Genomic DNA, 16,349 nt, shown 5'->3' with positions numbered 1-16,349 from the left:
TTTGGCGCTGGTCCACCAAGGGAGGAACGAAATGAATACTAAGGCACTTACGGCGATCGCGGCAGTTCTGGTTTTCCCAGTGGCAGCAATGGCCGGACCGGACGAAGACAATCTGGTGATCAATGGCGAGCTGGACATGACCTCGGTCACCGAAGCTCCGGCGCATCTGGAAAACCTGGACACGATCTATTCGGGTTGGCATTTCCGTACGAATGAGACCCAGGCCCTTCAGATCGATGATTTCGACAATCCGGCGATGATCTTCGTCGACCAGGCCGCCGACCTCTTTGAGACGGTTGATGGGGCTGCCGAAAAAAGTTGTGCGTCGTGCCACGACGGGGTGGAAAGCTTCAAGGGATTGCAGGCTTCCATGCCAAAGGTTGATGACGAAACCGGCAAGCTGGTGGTCATGGAAGATCTGATCAATGAGTGCCGCACGGAGCGTATGGAAGCCGACGCCTGGAAATGGTCCGGTGGAGATATGCAGGGTATGGTCGCTTTGATCGGTCTGCAGTCACGCGGAATGCCCATGAACATTGCCATTGACGGTGATGCCGCCCCGTATTGGGAACAGGGCAAGGAAATGTATTATACCCGCTATGGTCAGTTGGAGCTGAGCTGTGCCAACTGTCATGAAGACAATTGGGGCAACATGATCCGAGCGGATCACCTGAGCCAGGGAATGATCAACGGGTTCCCGACTTACCGCTTGAAACAGGCCAAGCTGATCTCGCGACACAATCGTTTCCGCGGTTGTATTCGTGATACACGGGCGGAAACCTTTGCCGAAGGTTCGGACGAGTTCCGTGCGCTGGAGCTCTATGTTGCCTCGCGTAGCAACGGGCTTTCAGTCGAAACTCCGGCTGTGCGCCAGTAACGAATGACCCGCGTTGGCGATGCTCGGCGCGGGTTTTTCATGAAAGCAACATTCACACATTTATATGTGTTATAGGAAAGCTGAAAGATGATTTCTCGACGTGACTTCTTGCAGGTTTCAATGGCGGCATCGGCTCTGTACGGGGCATCCGGGTTTGGCAACTGGGCCAGACTTGCAGCGCAGCAAAGTCTGACGCAGGATCAGCTGCTGGAGTTTGAGACCTTTGGCAATATCAGCCTGATCCATGTCACTGACATTCACGCGCAACTTAAACCAATTTTCTTCCGTGAACCCGAGATAAATCTTGGTATCGGCGAGGCAAAGGGGCAGATGCCGCACGTCACGGGGGCCGCGTTCCGCAAGGCTTACGGAATCGAAGATGGCAGCCCTTCCGCCTATGCGCTGACCTACGAGGACTTTGCGGCACTGGCAAAGACCTATGGTCGGGTCGGTGGCTTGGACCGGGTTTCTACCGTCATAAACGCCATCCGTGCTGACCGGCCCGATGCCCTGCTTTTGGATGGCGGCGATACCTGGCACGGGTCTTACACCTGTTACCAGACGGCCGGTCAGGACATGGTCAATGTCATGAACGCGCTGAAACCTGATGCAATGACCTTCCATTGGGAGTTCACGCTGGGCAGCGACAGAGTGAACGAAATCGTCGAAGGTTTGCCCTTTGCAGCCTTGGGCCAGAACATTTTTGATGCCGAATGGGATGAACCTGCGGAATTGTTCAAACCCTACAAGTTCTTTGACCGGGGTGGTGCAAAAGTTGCCGTGATCGGGCAGGCATTCCCATACATGCCAATCGCGAACCCGGGCTGGATGTTCCCTGAATACTCTTTCGGTATCCGGGATGAGAACATGCAGTCAATGGTTGACGAGGTTCGCGATGCCGGAGCCGATGTCGTCGTTGTCCTCAGCCACAACGGCTTTGACGTAGATAAAAAAATGGCAGGCCGGGTGCAGGGGATCGACGTGATCCTCAGTGGCCACACTCATGACGCGCTGCCCGAGCCGGTTCTGGTGGGCAAAACACATATCATCGCGTCAGGCTCGAACGGCAAATTCGTCAGCCGCGTGGACCTGGATGTACGGGACGGGCAGTTGATGGGGCTGAAGCACAAGCTGATCCCGATTTTCTCTGATGTTATAGCTCCGGATCCTGCGATCACCGCTCTGATAGATGAGCAGCGCGCGCCGTATGAGGCGACGCTCAGCGAAGTGATCGGTAAAACGGACTCGTTGCTCTATCGTCGCGGCAATTTCAACGGCACTTGGGATGATCTGATCTGCGACGCCCTGCTTAAAGAACGTGAGGCAGACATTGCCATGTCGCCTGGCGTCCGATGGGGCCCGTCGATCCTGCCGGGGCAGGAGATTACGCGCGAGGACATCTGGAACGTCACCTCGATGTCTTACCCGAATGCATATCGCACAGAAATGACAGGTGAATTCATTCATGTGATCCTCGAGGATGTCGGCGACAACCTGTTCAACCCTGATCCTTACTATCAGCAGGGCGGCGACATGGTCCGTGTCGGTGGGCTTGGTTACCGCATCGACGTGACCAAGCCGCAAGGGCAGCGGATCAGCGAAATGACCCTGCTCAAGACAGGTGAAGCGATTGATCCGTCGAAAACCTACGTTGTGGCGGGGTGGGCCAGTGTCAACGAAGGTACCGAGGGCCCGCCGATTTGGGATGTCGTCGAAAACCACATTCGCAATCTAGGCACTGTAACAGTGCAAGAGAACACCAGCGTCGATGTCGTCGGCGCATAAGAAACAGATGGAGACCTTAAGAGATATGGATGACGCGTTCAAACCGTCCCGCCGGGCCTTCCTGAAAGGCAGTGCCGCGGTCGCCGCGGGGTCAGTTGCAGGTGCGGCAGTGGCAGAAACGCCCGACCCCCTGATAACAGAGCTTCAGGATTGGGCGTCTTACACGGGTGCAGGCGTTGACGAGGCACCTTATGGCATGCCGATAAGCTATGAATCCCATGTCGTGCGCCGCAATGTGGAATGGCTGACCGCCTCTCCGATTTCGTCGATCAACTTTAGTCCGATCCACGCGCTTGATGGCACAATCACACCCCAGGGATGTGCTTTTGAACGGCATCACTCGGGCGCAATCGAGCTGCGCAAGGAAGACTATCGGCTGATGATCAACGGTCTGGTCGATCGTCCTCTTGTCTTCACGTATGACGACATCGAACGTTTCCCGCGCGAAAACCACGTGTATTTCTGCGAATGTGCGGCGAATTCCGGGATGGAGTGGGCAGGCGCGCAACTCAACGGTGCGCAATTCACCCACGGCATGATTCACAATATGGAATACACCGGTGTTCCGCTGCGCACGCTGTTGCAGGAAGCAGGCGCCGATATCTCGCCCGACAAGTGGGTCTATGTTGAGGGTGCGGATGCGTCGTCCAATGGCCGCTCCATTCCGATGGAAAAAGCGCTGGATGATGTGTTGGTGGCCTTCAAGGCAAATGGCGAAGCCCTGCGGATGGAGCATGGCTATCCCGTGCGCCTGGTCGTGCCAGGCTGGGAAGGCAACATGTGGGTCAAGTGGCTACGCCGCATCGAGGTTGTAGATAGGGCAGTCGAAAGCCGCGAAGAAACTTCGAAATACACCGATGTTTATGCCGATGGCACAGCCCAGAAATGGACTTGGGTGATGGATGCGAAATCCGTCATAACCTCGCCTAGCCCGCAAATGCCGATCAAACATGGGCCCGGGCCGCTGGTGATTTCAGGGCTTGCATGGTCAGGCCACGGACAGATTACCCGTGTCGATGTATCCAAGGACGGCGGCATCACGTGGGAAACGGCACGCCTTGGCAAGCAGGGCGATTCCAAGGCTTTGTCGCGTTTCTATCTCGACACGAACTGGGACGGGGCACCCATGCTCCTACAGGCCCGAGCAATAGACGAGACCGGCTACGTACAGCCAACCAAAGACCAGCTGCGCGAAAAGCGCGGGGAAAACTCAGTCTATCACAACAACTGTATCCAGACGTGGTACGTAAGCGCAGAAGGGATCGCTGAGAATGTCGAAGTCTCTTAGTCATGTTTTCCTGCCGGTATTCGGCGGCACAGCGTTGGTGCTTGCGGGGGCGTTGGTCTTCGCCAACAGAAACTACGGCCAATCGAAAATCGAAACTTTGGAAACCCGGGTGGGTCAGATTGAGGCCCACGCAGCAGCCGCACAAGAAAAAGCGCAGGCAGAAGCCGACAGGGCAGCCCAGCTGGATCTCAAAGTCCAGGAAATTCAGGCTGCTGCTGAGGAGCGGTTAGCAAATGGGGCGAACCTGACCGCACCTGCACCGAGCCGTGGTGGTATATATGGGATTGGACGCCCCGCCTTGGAGGAGGAGATCGCGACCTGGGATGTTGATGTTCTGCCGGACGGGCGTGGCTTGCCCGTCGGTTCGGGCGACGTTTGGACCGGGGAAGAAGTGTTTGCCGACCGCTGCGCGTCATGTCACGGCGAGTTTGCTGAAGGTGTGGACAACTGGCCCGTTCTTGCCGGCGGGTTCGACACGCTTGCAAACGAAGATCCCGTGAAGACCGTAGGGTCTTACTGGCCGCATTTGTCTACCGCCTGGGATTACATTTCCCGATCAATGCCATTTGGTGAGGCAGGCACTTTGACCGCGGATGAGACCTATGCGATTGTTGCTTACATCCTGTATTCAAATGATTTGGTGGATGACGATTTCGAACTGAGCAACGAAAACTTTGCCGAATTCGAGATGTACAACAAGGACGGTTTTGTTGTCGATACGCGACCCGAGACCGAGTACGCTGAATGGCGCGAAGAACCTTGCATGAAGAACTGCAAGGCAGAGGCCGCTGTCACGATGCGCTCTGTTTTTCTGGTCGAGACGCCGCCAGAAGGTGGGTCGAACTCGGTGATGAATGATGCCACCGTGGAGGGGCTACCGACATTCACTGCGGACGGCCCGTCGTTCATTCCGGCCGCAGCACCAAAGCCCGAGGAAGAAGCCGCGGCGGAACCGGCCCTTCAAGAAGCCGAAAAGACTGACGACGCGACCGAACTGGTTGCCGCCGGAGAGAAAGTCTTCAAGAAGTGCAAAGCCTGCCATCAGGTGGGTGAAGGTGCAAAGCACAGCACCGGGCCGGCATTGAACGGGATTGTCGGGTCCAATGCAGGATCGGTCGAGGGGTTCAAATACTCCAAGGCAATGAAAGCCGCAGCCGAGGCCGGCCTTGTTTGGACGGATGAGGAAATGGCGGCCTTCCTGACAAAACCCAAGGACTACATGAAGGGCACGCGAATGTCTTTCGCGGGGCTAAGGAAGCCGGATGATATTGAGGCCGTGATTGTCTACCTCAAATCGTTCGGAAGCTGATCATGCGGTGGTCGAACATAGTGGCGTGCGCGGCGGTTCTGGCGGCTTTCGCCACATCGACCTACGCAACCGAAGACCTTGGTGATGCCGAGGCCGGGAAAGCAGTGTTCGCCAAATGCACAGGCTGCCATCAGGTTGGCGAAGGAGCTGAAAACAAAATCGGCCCGCATCTGAATGGTGTCTTTGGGCGCAAGGCCGCGGGTCTCGATGGTTTCAATTATTCCAAGAGCCTTGTGCGCGCGGGAAATTCAGGTCTGGAATGGCACGCTGACACTTTGTCGGCCTATATCGAAAATCCACGTGCATTTGCGTCGGGTACAAGGATGAGCTTTGGCGGCCTGAAAGACCCGGAAGACCGTGCCAACGTGATTGCCTATTTGCGGGCGTTTTCAGACAATCCTCGTGATATTCCCGAAGCGGACCCAACCGCGAAAGGTACGGATCATTCCGTCGATCCAGCAATCCTGGCGATTCAGGGAGATCCCGAATACGGCGCATATCTCAGCAGCGAATGTACGACGTGCCACCAGATCGAAGGGGGTGACCAAGGTATCCCATCGATCGTCTATTGGCCCGACGAGGACTTTGTTGTCGCCATGCACGCATACAAGGACAAACAGCGGCCACATCCGGTTATGCAAATGATCGCCGGAAGGCTGAGCAATGACGAGATTGCGGCTTTGGCCGCCTACTTCAATAATCCAGAGTGACTGTGCCTAAGGGGAGGAAACGCGATGACACTCAATAGACGTACATTTCTAGGTGCCACCGGGGTGGTGGCAGCCGGACTATCTGCGCCGATGGTTCTGGCTCAGGGCAGACCCCGGGTCGTTGTTGTCGGCGGCGGTGCAGGCGGCGCTACTGCAGCCCGCTATATCGCCAAGGACAGCAAAGGTGAGATCGACGTGACGCTGATCGAGCCGTCACGGACCTACTACACCTGCTTCTTCTCAAACCTGTATCTGGGAGGGTTTCAGGAACTTTCGGATATCGCCCACAGCTATGGCACGCTTGCAGCTGAATACGGGATCAACGTGGTCCACGATTGGGCCGTCGGCGTGGATCGCGATGCCAAGACTGTTTCGCTGGCGGGTGGTGGCTCAGTTCCGTACGACAAGCTAATCCTGAGCCCTGGTATCGATTTTGTCGACGGGGCAGTTGAAGGCTGGGATGTCTCGGCGCAGAACAAGATGCCGCATGCGTACAAGGCGGGCTCTCAGACGGAACTTCTGAAGGCACAGATTATGGCGATGCCGGAAGGCGGTACCTTTGCGATGGTTGCTCCACCAAACCCGTACCGGTGCCCGCCCGGGCCCTATGAACGGGTCTCGATGGTTGCGCATGTTCTGAAAGCAAACAACCCAACTGCGAAAATCATCGTGGCAGATCCGAAGCCGAAGTTTTCGAAGATGGCATTGTTCCAGGAAGGCTGGGCGAATAACTATGAAGGCATGGTCGACTGGATCGGCGAAGACTTCGGTGGCGGCAATGTCTCGGTAAACCCGGACGCGATGACGGTGACCATCGACGGAGAAGAGACCAAAGTCGACGTCTGCAACGTGATCCCGGCGATGAAAGCCGGACGTATTGCGGAAATGGCCGGAGTGACCGACGGCAATTGGGCGCCGGTGAACGCCGCGGACATGTCCTCCAAGGCTGATCCGGACATCTATGTCCTTGGCGATGCCAGCCAGCAGGGTGACATGCCGAAATCCGGTTTCTCGGCCAACAGCCAGGCGAAAGTCTGTGCGAATGCAGTGCGGGGCGCGTTGACCGGATCCAAGGTGTTCCCGGCTAAGTTTTCCAACACCTGCTGGTCGCTGATCGACACAGATGATGGCGTCAAGGTTGGTGCAACCTACGAGGCGACGCCCGAAAAGATCGCCAAAGTCGACGGCTTCATCAGCCAGACCGGCGAAGATGCCGATCTGAGAAAAGCAACGTACGAAGAGTCGCTGGGTTGGTATGCCGGTATTACCTCGGACATGTTCGGATAGAAGTTTTAGGGGGTTTTGACACTGGTCAAAGCCCCTGAAGTTCAATCTGAGAAAATGCGGCTCAGGAGGAGGATCAAAACCATGAAACATTTTATCGTTACGGCCGCTTTTTTTGCAGTCTCCGCAAGTCAGGGACTCGCGGAAGAGATCATCACTACTCCCTTTGACGGAAGTTTTGATGATGCCACCTTTGCCGTCGAATCCGCCATTGTCGGGCAGGGGCTGGTCATCGACTATGTGAGCCACGTTGGCGAAATGTTGAACCGAACGGGCGCTGATGTCGGCAGCGACAAACAGATATTCGCGGCGGCGGACATCTTTATTTTTTGCTCGGCAAAGATTTCGCGTGAGGTGATGGAAGCTGATCCGATGAATATCGGCTATTGCCCATACGGGATTTTCGTGACCGAGGGCGATGACGGGGTTAAGGTAGGATACCGAAGCTATCCGGACGGCCCAATGCAAAAGGTCCAGACCCTGTTGTCCGGGATCGTTGAAGAGGCTGTTGGGGATTGAAATGAACTACCAGCAGTATTTTCGTGATCAACTTGGTCACCTGAAAGAAGAAGGAAACTACCGGATTTTCGCGGACCTCGAACGTCATTGCGGCGCGTTTCCAAAGGCGCGCAGTTACACAGGGGATGGTCCCGAAAAAGTCACTGTCTGGTGTTCGAACGACTATCTTGGAATGGGCCAGCACCCAAAAGTCCTCGCAGCCATGCACGGGGCGATTGACAAAAGTGGTGCTGGGGCAGGGGGAACGCGGAATATCTCGGGAACCACGCACGAACACGTGCTGTTGGAGCAGGAGCTTGCGGACCTTCACGGCAAGGACGCGGCATTGCTGTTCACGTCCGGTTACGTATCCAACTGGGCCGCCTTGGGAACCTTGGCGTCCCGCATTCCTGGCATCACGGTTTTGTCCGACGAATTGAATCATGCCTCGATGATCGAGGGGATTCGTCACAGTCGTTGCCAAAAGCGGATCTGGAAGCACAACGATCTTGCGGACCTTGAAAGACACCTTGCGGACTTGCCTGCAAATGCGCCCAAGCTCATTGCGTTTGAAAGCGTCTATTCCATGGACGGCGACATTGCACCGATTGCCGGGATCTGTGATCTGGCGGACCGATATGGCGCGATGACCTATCTGGATGAAGTTCACGCGGTCGGGCTTTACGGTCCGTGCGGCGGAGGCATTGCCGAGCGCGAGGGCCTGATGGACCGCCTGACCGTGATTGAAGGTACGTTGGGCAAGGCGTTCGGCGTGGTCGGAGGATACATCGCGGCGTCGAAGGAACTTGTCGACTTTGTCCGATCTTTTGCCAGCGGCTTTATTTTCACCACTGCTTTGCCTCCGGCCGTGGCAGCAGGTGCTGCGGCTTCGGTTAAGCACCTGAAGCAAAGCAATGCAGAGCGACAACAGCACAAAAAGCGGGTGCGCGAAGTCCGGGACAGGCTGGACGATCTGGGTATTCCCCATACTCCAAACCCAAGCCATATCATTCCGGTCATGGTCGGCGATCCGGTCAAGTGTCGCTTCATCTCTGATATACTGATGCGTGACTATGGGATTTACATCCAGCCCATCAATTATCCAACTGTTCCCAAAGGAACGGAACGTCTGCGGATTACGCCGTCACCGGTGCACACCTCTGAAGACGTCGACCGTCTGGTATCCGCATTGGGTGAGTTATGGACGCAATGCCAATTGGCGCGCAGGCCGATGGCCGCGCAATGACGAGGATAACTTGACCGAAGACAAGGACGCACACGCAACCAAGTGAGAATTTCTGTTCATGGAGAGGCTCATCGATCTACTGGGAGACCCGGGCGCCTTGGCATTTGCCGGAGTGCTCGTCGGTATCTTGTTCGGCGTGACGGCTCAGATATCTCACTTTTGTTTGCGAGCGTCGACTGTCGAAGTCGCCGAAGGTAAGTTTGGTCCCCGTTTGGCGGTTTGGCTGATCGCCTTTACCGCAGCACTAACGCTGGTACAGGCGCTTGTCTCGCTTGAATTGCTGGACCATTCAGAAGCACGCGCCATCGCGTCAACCGGCAGCCTTAGCGGCGCGGTAATTGGTGGGGCGATGTTTGGCATAGGCATGATTCTTGCGCGCGGATGCGCATCTCGCCTGCTGGTCTTGGCCTCCTGCGGCAATCTGCGTGCCCTCGTGACAGGGCTGGTTTTGACCTTGGTGGCCCAGGCGGCCTACACAGGTGTTCTCAGCCCGGCCCGTGAAGCGATTTCCGGTCTGTGGACCATCTCAGGAGGCGCACAGCGCGATCTTTCTGAAATAATCGGACTTTCGCCACCGGCCTATGCAGCCGTTGCCGCAATTGGATTTGTTCTGGCAATTGTGTTTGCATTTCATAGGAATGTCGCACCTGCAAAGATCGTGACAGCCGCAGGAGTTGGCGGGGCAGTGGCGCTTGGGTGGTTTATGACATATTCCATCGCGCAAGCTTCTTTCGAAGTCGTACCTGTGTCTTCAGTGACGTTTACCGGCCCGGCCACAGACACGCTGATGGCGTTGGTTGCAGAGCGAAATGTCGTGCTGTCTTTCGGTATCGGCCTTGTTCCCGGCGTGGCCATTGGCGCAGCAGGATCTGCTATTGTTACTGGCGAGTGGAGGATTGAACGCTTTGGCTCGGATACCCCGATGGAACGGTACCTGGTCGGAGCTGTTCTCATGGGGTTCGGAGCGATGCTGGCCGGAGGCTGCGCCGTGGGCGCCGGACTTTCAGGCGGGTCCGCCCTGTCATTGACAGCCTGGCTTGCCGTTTTCTTCATGTGGGTTGGGGCGATAGGCACGCACAGGTTTTTGATGCGGCTACCGGTACTGCAGCATTCCTGAGTTACTCGAATTCCATCTGCTCGAAAACGCGCCCGGCATTCTTTGTTGCCAGCTCCTCGTACGTGTCCAGATGGGCATAGGGGGACTGATCGACATAGTAGGCTTCAGTCAAATCGCCGCCCGCGTCCATATGCTCCTGGATTTTGGTTCGCAGGTATAACAGGTAATCCCGTGTATAGCGGCGCACCTGATCCATGTTCGTAGGATGACCGTGTCCAGGTACGACATATGTGGCATTCAAAGCCTCGAACTCGTTGTCCCATGTTTCAAGCCAATCCGCGGTATAGGTATTCTGAAAGATCGGCAGCATGCGCTCGTGGAACGCCATGTCACCCGCTATGACAAGGCTTTGGTTTGGCAACCAGATCGAGATATCGCCGGGACTGTGGGCCGGACCGAGGTATTTGGCTTCGATCCGGAAGTCGCCCATCTCAACCACGTATTCATCATCGAATGTCTCGGTTGGGCCTGCCAGAAACGTTCCCTCTGCCTTGTCCTGATTGTATCGTTTCATTCCCTCCAAAATTTGAGGGCCATACTCCTCGAACTCAGCTGCTGCATCCGAATGGGCGACGATTGGAACGCCGTTTTCTGACCAGTAGGCATTGCCAAGCATCGCGTGCCCCTGACCGTTCTCGTTGAAGACAAGCGTGACCGGCTGATCCGTAATCGCCTGAATTTCCTTGTGAAGCGCTTCGGCAAGGACATAGGCCGCGCCGCCGTTGACAACGACCACGCCCTCACCGGTCACGATGAAGCTCAGGTTGTTGTTGTGACCAGAGTTTTCGTAGGTCGGTGGAGCGGTTGCGCCAATGGCGGAATAGACGCCAGGGATGAATTCGACCGGCTTGGAATACAGAATACTTTGCGGATACTGGTCTGCAATATCCTCGCTTGCCCAAGCTGGTGTGACGAAAGCAACCGCAATCACGAGTGATCGAATCATGACGCCTCTCCAATGAATCTGTAGGCCGAGCCGGTCTTTTCGACGCGGCCAATTCCACCGTTCGGCAGGTGGAAGCCAACTATTCTCATTTTCTCTTCCGAAACCTGATCCAGCAGTGAGTAACGCGCAGCTGCGGCGATCTGGGGATCCTGATCCGTTCCACTGTGCCAATCGGGGTGTTCAAAAGCCACGTGAGGATTTCCGAGCGCGTCGCCGACAACCATCACCGACTCATTCCCATTTCGAAGCTCAAAGGCCATGTGACCGGGCGTGTGCCCAAAGCTTGCCCGTGCAGCAATACCCGGAAGTATCTCATGCCCATCCTCAAAGAACGCGACCTGATCCTCAATTGCTTCCAATCGCCGTTTGGCACCGGCCGCGAACGCGGTGCGATCTTCGCCAATCGTGTCCACCGTTGAGGGGTTCCACCAATAATCCCATTCTTTACGCCCAATGTGGTGCGTCGCATTTGGGAAAAGAAGGTCGTCGAAATCATCCAGAACACCCCAGATATGATCAGGGTGTGCGTGGGTGAAAACCACATGCGTGACACTCTCGGGTGACAGGTCGTTTTTTTCAAAAGTTTCCGCCAGTTTGCCGGACGTGGGCATGAAGTCTGGCCCCGCTCCAGCATCGAAAAGCACGGTGTTTTCATCATCTCTATAGAGCGTGAGGTTGCACTCTGGCTCGTACTTGGTGGCGTCCGCTTGATTGCGGATCAGGATTTGCTCGAGCTCCTCTTTGGGCATGGCTCCGAAAACAACATCATGTGGCAATGACAGGTGTCCGTCTGACAGGGTTGTAATTCGGGCTGAAGGACCGAGCTGCAACTCTGCCTGTACGATCCTGGCTTGAGCTCCAAGTGCCGCGAGGCACGTGGCATTGAACATGAAACTGCGTCGAGAAAAAGAAATTTGATCCATTCACAATCATTAAAATGAATGTTATTATTTGTAAACGATGAAAGTTGTGAAATGGATGTCATTCTACGACCCTATGGAATGTAGAATGCCTAGGTAATTTGAAGCGATTTGCTGTTGTCTCACAGATCGTTTTTACCTGTGAGACCGCAATTGCAGAGAGCGTTTGGAAGACATATTGCAGGCGCTCATCTCCTGATCAGCCTCACTCGAATGATTCAGTTTGGTTGTTGCTTCGTGACCTTGGTCGGTCGACACGAAGGTTTCCTACGCTGGCGGGCGGTGCCCCATTGCACTGTCGGTGCGTCTTGTGTTGCTGTGTTTCCTCCGTTCTTCGATCCTGTTTCGTGCCTGGTCTGGATTGTAGAAGATTTAGCTGAGGAAAAGACGGTGTCGGATAGATCCATGAATCGCTTGGTATGTGACTTCTGATCAGAGGAGGGGCTCTGCCGCTCATTGACGGCGGCGTCAGACAGGGGGCACGGCTTTCCACCAAAAAATCCTGCCCCATCTGCGTCAAAGCGCATTGTTCTCATCCCGCTGTGCTAGTAAGGAAATTGCACGTTCTTTGGGGACTGCGCCGTGCGGGCGTGATGGAATGGTAGACATATCAGACTTAAAATCTGAAGGGCGTATGCCCGTGTGGGTTCGAGTCCCACCGCCCGCACCAAAACTTTATTTTAAACGCCTGTAAAATAAGGGAATTAAAAAAGGGAAACCTAAGCTGCCCCACATTCTTCCCCATATCTGGGTTTTATACCCGCCGATTATGCGGCCTTTCCTTCGATCTGGTTTTCCAGATCTTCGACCTTCACCTTCTTGCAGTCCGTGCCCCGGTGAATCTTTAATCTGCCGTTTTTCTCGGTGCACAAGATCGGTTGATCCAATTGGCATGGTGTATAAAACATTCACTCTTTATCCAGGGCGGACCCCTTAGCTATATTCGCCCATTCGAGCCAAGCTTTTCGCTGTTCGGGGGAAAGGGCACGGAACGCCTCGAGAAGAAGCGCCTCGTCGTCTTTGTCGGGTGCGCTTAAATCTTCAATCTCAGTTGGCTCCACATCAAGGGCTGCGGCAATAATAGCCTGCTTCTTGGTGGAGAGTTGACGTGTCCCCTTATCTAATTGCGCCAAATAAGATCGAGATAAATCAACCTTCACTGAAAGTTCGTCCTGAGTAATCCCTTTGGCTTGCCGGATTTCTTTAATGCGTATCTTCATGATCGATCTTTGGAGCCATTGTGGAGCCCGCATTGGCGGTTTCTACGGGGTTTGCTGTGCGGTGAGCCGTATCTGCCTTGGAGCCTGTCAATTGGGCCTTGTGGGAGGTTGCGTAGCATCGGTTGAGAACTGCAGGTTCGACGAACTTTGTTGGGGGATGATCCGTTTGATGAGTGCCATTTCCACTGTTTGTTGCATTGGTGGATCGTAAGCTCAGGGCTAGACACTTTCTCGACCAATGGACTTTCCCATGTGCCGTTCACCTTTGTCTCATTCACTAAGTAAACGTGTCGCAATATGCAGCAACGAAGTGAACATGACGCAAATAAAAGCGCACCATCCGAGTATTCGGTCGGGAAGTCAGGTCGGAAGTCAAAAAGATGCCAAATAACAAATTGTAAATAATAAATAAAAATTAGGCCAGAAGCCAGGGTGAAGTCAGGCCGGAAGTCAGTCGGAAGTCATTAATGAAAGAGCTAGACAAATACATTGGTGGTGGTGCTAAGGTTTTTGCGTTTACATTTTGTTGCTTAATGCAGGTTTTTTGGCCTGTCTTGCGGGCGGTTTTGAGGCGCAAGAGGCACCGCCCCCGGGATGAGCAGCCCAACAGGCAATCCAGCACTGGCAGACACCACCTGGCTCGACAAATTCGGCCTGAACCCGCGTCAGCCGGCCTTTGTGCTTGCCTGCATCGCTGATCCGAACGCGAAACAGGCCGCAATCGACGCCGGATATGCAGAGGGATCAGCAGAGGCCCAAGGTTCGCGATTGTTAAGCAATATTAAGGTTGCCCGCGCCATCGCTGAGGGCCGCAAACAGGTCGAGAGCAAGGCCATGCTGGATGCAGAGGGCATTGTGAACCTCTGGGCCCAAATCGCCCTCGCAGACCCCAACGAGTTTACACAGCACATCATCGCGCCTTGCCGCTACTGCTACGGCATCGACTATCAGTACCAGTGGAAAACAGAACGGGAGTTCACGGAGCGCAAGGCCGAAGTGATCTTCTCGATGTTCTCGGACGGCGACCTGCGAGACGCCGCCACGTCAGGTACAATCGCAGAGCCGCGAATCCCTGACGACGCTGGCGGCTACGGTTATCGCCTCACAGATCCACCAAACCCGGCCTGTCCCGAGTGTTCCGGCATGGGGATGGGAATCACCCGCATGGCTGACACCCGCAAGTTCAGCCCTGCTGCGCGCCTCCTGTTCGATGGCGTGAAGGAAACCAAGCCGGGCGTTGAGATCAAGATGCAGGACCGTGCCGTGCCTATCTCACCTCAAGTACGATTGCTTTCGCTCCAAGTTCTGGCTCCGCCAAAAGGAATGGCCTGAAGTCCGGAGACTGCTCCACGTCGCGAACGGCTGCGGTACCTTTCGTGGCGAAGGGTCGTGCCGAGAGGAAAAAATGTTTAGAAAGAAGGCCTTTTCGTGCGAGCATTGTCCTCAATTGAACTATTGAAATCAGGCTAAGGAAATATGAACGGCGCTCAATCACTCGTAAAAACCCTTTTGAACAATGGCGTGGATACAGTCTTCGCAAATCCCGGCACCTCGGAAATGCACTTTGTTGCTGCCTTGGATGAACACCCGGAGATGAATTGCATTCTTTGCTTGTTTGAAGGCGGAACAACGGGTGCGGCGGATGGGTTTTTTCGTATGAAACGTGATGTTGCGGGCACGCTGCTGCATCTTGCGCCTGGCTTTGGCAACGCATTTGCCAATCTGCACAATGCCAGGAAAGCGGGGTCCGGGATCGTGAACATCGTGGGTGATCACGCAACGCATCACCTCCGGTACGAAAGCCCTTTGAAGGGAGACATCCTCGGTATCAGCCAAGCGGTCAGTCATTGGACGCGCGTGTCATCCAATTCCACCGACGTGGCTATGAATGGAGCGGCTGCGGTTCAGGCCGCCCGGTCGCAAAACGGCCGGGTCGCGACGCTTGTCTTGCCTGCCGACACAGCTTGGAACGAAGCGAACGCAGCGGCAAACCTTTTGGACATCGGAGAAAGCCTCCATCGACCGTCAATAGTCGACATAGAGGCCGCGGCAGCCCGTCTTGTGACGCCGAACGCCGCGCTGATGATTGGCGGATCAGCCCTGTTTGGGCTGCAGCGTGAACTGGCTGGAAAAATTTCTGCCGAGACAGGGTGCCGGTTGTTGGCCGATACTCTGATACCGCGCATTTCCAAAGGCGCAGGAACAGCAAAGCTAGACCAACTGGTCTATCCGATATCGCCCAAGATCGCTCAGCTTGATGCAACGTCTTCGATCACTCTGCTTGGCACAGACAGGCCAGTCGCCTTTTTTGCCTATCCCGGGAAACCGAGCGTGCCCGAACCGCCGAATTGCCCCATTACGGACCTGTGCACGCCCACAGATGATATCGAATGGACGCTGCAAGCGCTCGCCGACGCGGTTGGGGTCACAAGCAAAACGGTGGCAGAAACCCATCCGCTCGATCTGCCGGACGTTCCCAGCGGGCAGTTAACCCTCGAAAAAGTTGGTTTGGCGTTGGCAGCATTGATCCCGGAAAATGCGATCATCTGCAATGAATCCGTGACGTCCGGGTTTTACGTCATTCCACCGACAGCCACCGCTCGCCCGCATGATCTGCTTGCTGGCACCGGCGGCGCGATTGGGCTGTGTTTGCCTTGCGCAACGGGTGCGGCCACCGCCTGCCCGGACCGAAAAGTCATAGCACTGACTGGGGATGGGTCGGCCATGTACACGCTACAATCACTGTGGACTATGGCGCGGGAAAATCTCGACGTCACGGTGATCGTATTTGCAAACCGCGGGTATCAAATTCTGCGGGATGAACTCACAAATGTCGGTGTGGCGAGCTATGGTCAGAATGCACAGGCTATGTTTGACGTGGAGAACCCGACACTGGACTGGGTATCTCTGGCGAAAGGCCACGGTGTTCCTGGGACACGCGCAGATGACATGGACAGCTTTGCAAAGGCGCTCTCTGCCAGTCTCTCCAGCGACGGGCCATCTCTGATCGAAGTTGTGTGTCCCCCGCCAGCATGAGTATTGTGACACGGAACCTGAAGAGCAGATGAGACTAGGGGTGCAATGTGCGGATCGGTATAAGTTGATGCTGTGAAAAGACTTTGCGATGGTTCAAACGGCGGTGAAATTGC

The 16,349-nt window shown here is 55.3% G+C and carries 14 protein-coding genes and 1 tRNA gene; 12 read left to right on the top strand and 3 right to left on the bottom strand.

Features of this window, described 5'->3' with window-relative positions:
• Positions 1-31 precede the first annotated feature (31 nt).
• The 9 genes from soxA (at position 32) to AC2FFA_RS11005 (ending at position 10,114) form a co-directional block, all read left to right on the top strand.
• Positions 32-877: a sulfur oxidation c-type cytochrome SoxA gene (gene soxA / locus AC2FFA_RS11045; RefSeq protein ID WP_496717665.1), complete on the top strand. Its 846-nt coding sequence runs from the start codon at positions 32-34 to the stop codon at positions 875-877.
• 87 nt (positions 878-964) lie between these two features.
• Positions 965-2,662: a thiosulfohydrolase SoxB gene (gene soxB / locus AC2FFA_RS11040; protein WP_496851720.1), complete on the top strand. Its 1,698-nt coding sequence runs from the start codon at positions 965-967 to the stop codon at positions 2,660-2,662.
• Positions 2,663-2,687: 25 nt separating this feature from the next.
• Entirely contained in the window at positions 2,688-3,950 is a 1,263-nt protein-coding gene (gene soxC / locus AC2FFA_RS11035) for a sulfite dehydrogenase (RefSeq protein WP_496851855.1), read from the top strand.
• Positions 3,934-5,259 (top strand): c-type cytochrome, encoded by a 1,326-nt coding sequence (locus AC2FFA_RS11030; RefSeq protein WP_496851719.1) that lies wholly within the window; start codon positions 3,934-3,936, stop codon positions 5,257-5,259. The genes soxC and AC2FFA_RS11030 overlap by 17 nt, the downstream gene beginning before the upstream one ends.
• Before the next feature lie 2 nt (positions 5,260-5,261).
• A complete protein-coding gene (locus tag AC2FFA_RS11025; RefSeq protein WP_496851718.1) occupies positions 5,262-5,969 on the top strand; it encodes a c-type cytochrome in 708 nt (235 codons plus the stop codon).
• Positions 5,970-5,993: 24 nt separating this feature from the next.
• Positions 5,994-7,256 (top strand): FCSD flavin-binding domain-containing protein, encoded by a 1,263-nt coding sequence (locus AC2FFA_RS11020; RefSeq protein ID WP_496851717.1) that lies wholly within the window; start codon positions 5,994-5,996, stop codon positions 7,254-7,256.
• Between the two features lie 81 nt (positions 7,257-7,337).
• Complete coding sequence (locus AC2FFA_RS11015; RefSeq protein WP_496851716.1) at positions 7,338-7,772, top strand: DUF302 domain-containing protein; 435 nt, start codon at positions 7,338-7,340, stop codon at positions 7,770-7,772.
• A gap of 1 nt (position 7,773) precedes the next feature.
• Positions 7,774-8,997 (top strand): 5-aminolevulinate synthase, encoded by a 1,224-nt coding sequence (gene hemA / locus AC2FFA_RS11010; protein ID WP_496851715.1) that lies wholly within the window; start codon positions 7,774-7,776, stop codon positions 8,995-8,997.
• A gap of 58 nt (positions 8,998-9,055) precedes the next feature.
• Complete coding sequence (locus AC2FFA_RS11005; protein WP_496851714.1) at positions 9,056-10,114, top strand: YeeE/YedE family protein; 1,059 nt, start codon at positions 9,056-9,058, stop codon at positions 10,112-10,114.
• Between the two features lies 1 nt (position 10,115).
• On the opposite strand, the gene AC2FFA_RS11000 is transcribed toward AC2FFA_RS11005, so the two are convergent.
• Both AC2FFA_RS11000 and AC2FFA_RS10995 read right to left on the bottom strand, forming a co-directional pair.
• Positions 10,116-11,060, bottom strand: a complete 945-nt coding sequence (locus AC2FFA_RS11000) for an MBL fold metallo-hydrolase (protein WP_496851713.1) — start codon at positions 11,058-11,060, stop codon at positions 10,116-10,118.
• Positions 11,057-11,983: an MBL fold metallo-hydrolase gene (locus AC2FFA_RS10995; protein WP_496674058.1), complete on the bottom strand. Its 927-nt coding sequence runs from the start codon at positions 11,981-11,983 to the stop codon at positions 11,057-11,059. Before AC2FFA_RS10995 ends, AC2FFA_RS11000 begins: the two co-directional genes overlap by 4 nt.
• 581 nt (positions 11,984-12,564) lie before the next feature.
• Here AC2FFA_RS10995 and AC2FFA_RS10990 point away from each other — a divergent pair.
• A tRNA-Leu gene (locus AC2FFA_RS10990) sits at positions 12,565-12,650 on the top strand.
• A gap of 238 nt (positions 12,651-12,888) precedes the next feature.
• Here the strand turns inward: AC2FFA_RS10990 and AC2FFA_RS10985 are convergent.
• On the bottom strand, positions 12,889-13,200 hold the full coding sequence (locus AC2FFA_RS10985) for a helix-turn-helix domain-containing protein (protein ID WP_496851712.1): 312 nt from the start codon (positions 13,198-13,200) through the stop codon (positions 12,889-12,891).
• A 594-nt stretch (positions 13,201-13,794) separates the two neighbouring features.
• Here AC2FFA_RS10985 and AC2FFA_RS10980 point away from each other — a divergent pair.
• Positions 13,795-14,532: a terminase small subunit gene (locus AC2FFA_RS10980; protein WP_496851711.1), complete on the top strand. Its 738-nt coding sequence runs from the start codon at positions 13,795-13,797 to the stop codon at positions 14,530-14,532.
• Positions 14,533-14,676: 144 nt separating this feature from the next.
• Entirely contained in the window at positions 14,677-16,236 is a 1,560-nt protein-coding gene (locus tag AC2FFA_RS10975) for an acetolactate synthase large subunit (protein WP_496851710.1), read from the top strand.
• Positions 16,237-16,349: the final 113 nt, after the last annotated feature.

The sequence above is a fragment of the Ruegeria sp. YTSB088 genome (genome assembly GCF_059609825.1).
The sequence above is the reverse complement of the archived record's forward strand: the minus strand, read 5'-3'. Positions and strand labels throughout refer to the sequence as shown.

Bases quoted from the DNA above. Each gene is read 5' to 3' on its own strand.
- soxA (WP_496717665.1), top strand. From the start codon at position 32: ATGAATACTAAGGCACTTACGGCGATCGCGGCAGTTCTGGTTTTCCCA.
- soxB (WP_496851720.1), top strand. From the start codon at position 965: ATGATTTCTCGACGTGACTTCTTGCAGGTTTCAATGGCGGCATCGGCT.
- soxC (WP_496851855.1), top strand. From the start codon at position 2,688: ATGGATGACGCGTTCAAACCGTCCCGCCGGGCCTTCCTGAAAGGCAGT.
- AC2FFA_RS11030 (WP_496851719.1), top strand. From the start codon at position 3,934: ATGTCGAAGTCTCTTAGTCATGTTTTCCTGCCGGTATTCGGCGGCACA.
- AC2FFA_RS11025 (WP_496851718.1), top strand. From the start codon at position 5,262: ATGCGGTGGTCGAACATAGTGGCGTGCGCGGCGGTTCTGGCGGCTTTC.
- AC2FFA_RS11020 (WP_496851717.1), top strand. From the start codon at position 5,994: ATGACACTCAATAGACGTACATTTCTAGGTGCCACCGGGGTGGTGGCA.
- AC2FFA_RS11015 (WP_496851716.1), top strand. From the start codon at position 7,338: ATGAAACATTTTATCGTTACGGCCGCTTTTTTTGCAGTCTCCGCAAGT.
- hemA (WP_496851715.1), top strand. From the start codon at position 7,774: ATGAACTACCAGCAGTATTTTCGTGATCAACTTGGTCACCTGAAAGAA.
- AC2FFA_RS11005 (WP_496851714.1), top strand. From the start codon at position 9,056: ATGGAGAGGCTCATCGATCTACTGGGAGACCCGGGCGCCTTGGCATTT.
- AC2FFA_RS11000 (WP_496851713.1), bottom strand. From the start codon at position 11,060: ATGATTCGATCACTCGTGATTGCGGTTGCTTTCGTCACACCAGCTTGG.
- AC2FFA_RS10995 (WP_496674058.1), bottom strand. From the start codon at position 11,983: ATGGATCAAATTTCTTTTTCTCGACGCAGTTTCATGTTCAATGCCACG.
- AC2FFA_RS10985 (WP_496851712.1), bottom strand. From the start codon at position 13,200: ATGAAGATACGCATTAAAGAAATCCGGCAAGCCAAAGGGATTACTCAG.
- AC2FFA_RS10980 (WP_496851711.1), top strand. From the start codon at position 13,795: ATGAGCAGCCCAACAGGCAATCCAGCACTGGCAGACACCACCTGGCTC.
- AC2FFA_RS10975 (WP_496851710.1), top strand. From the start codon at position 14,677: ATGAACGGCGCTCAATCACTCGTAAAAACCCTTTTGAACAATGGCGTG.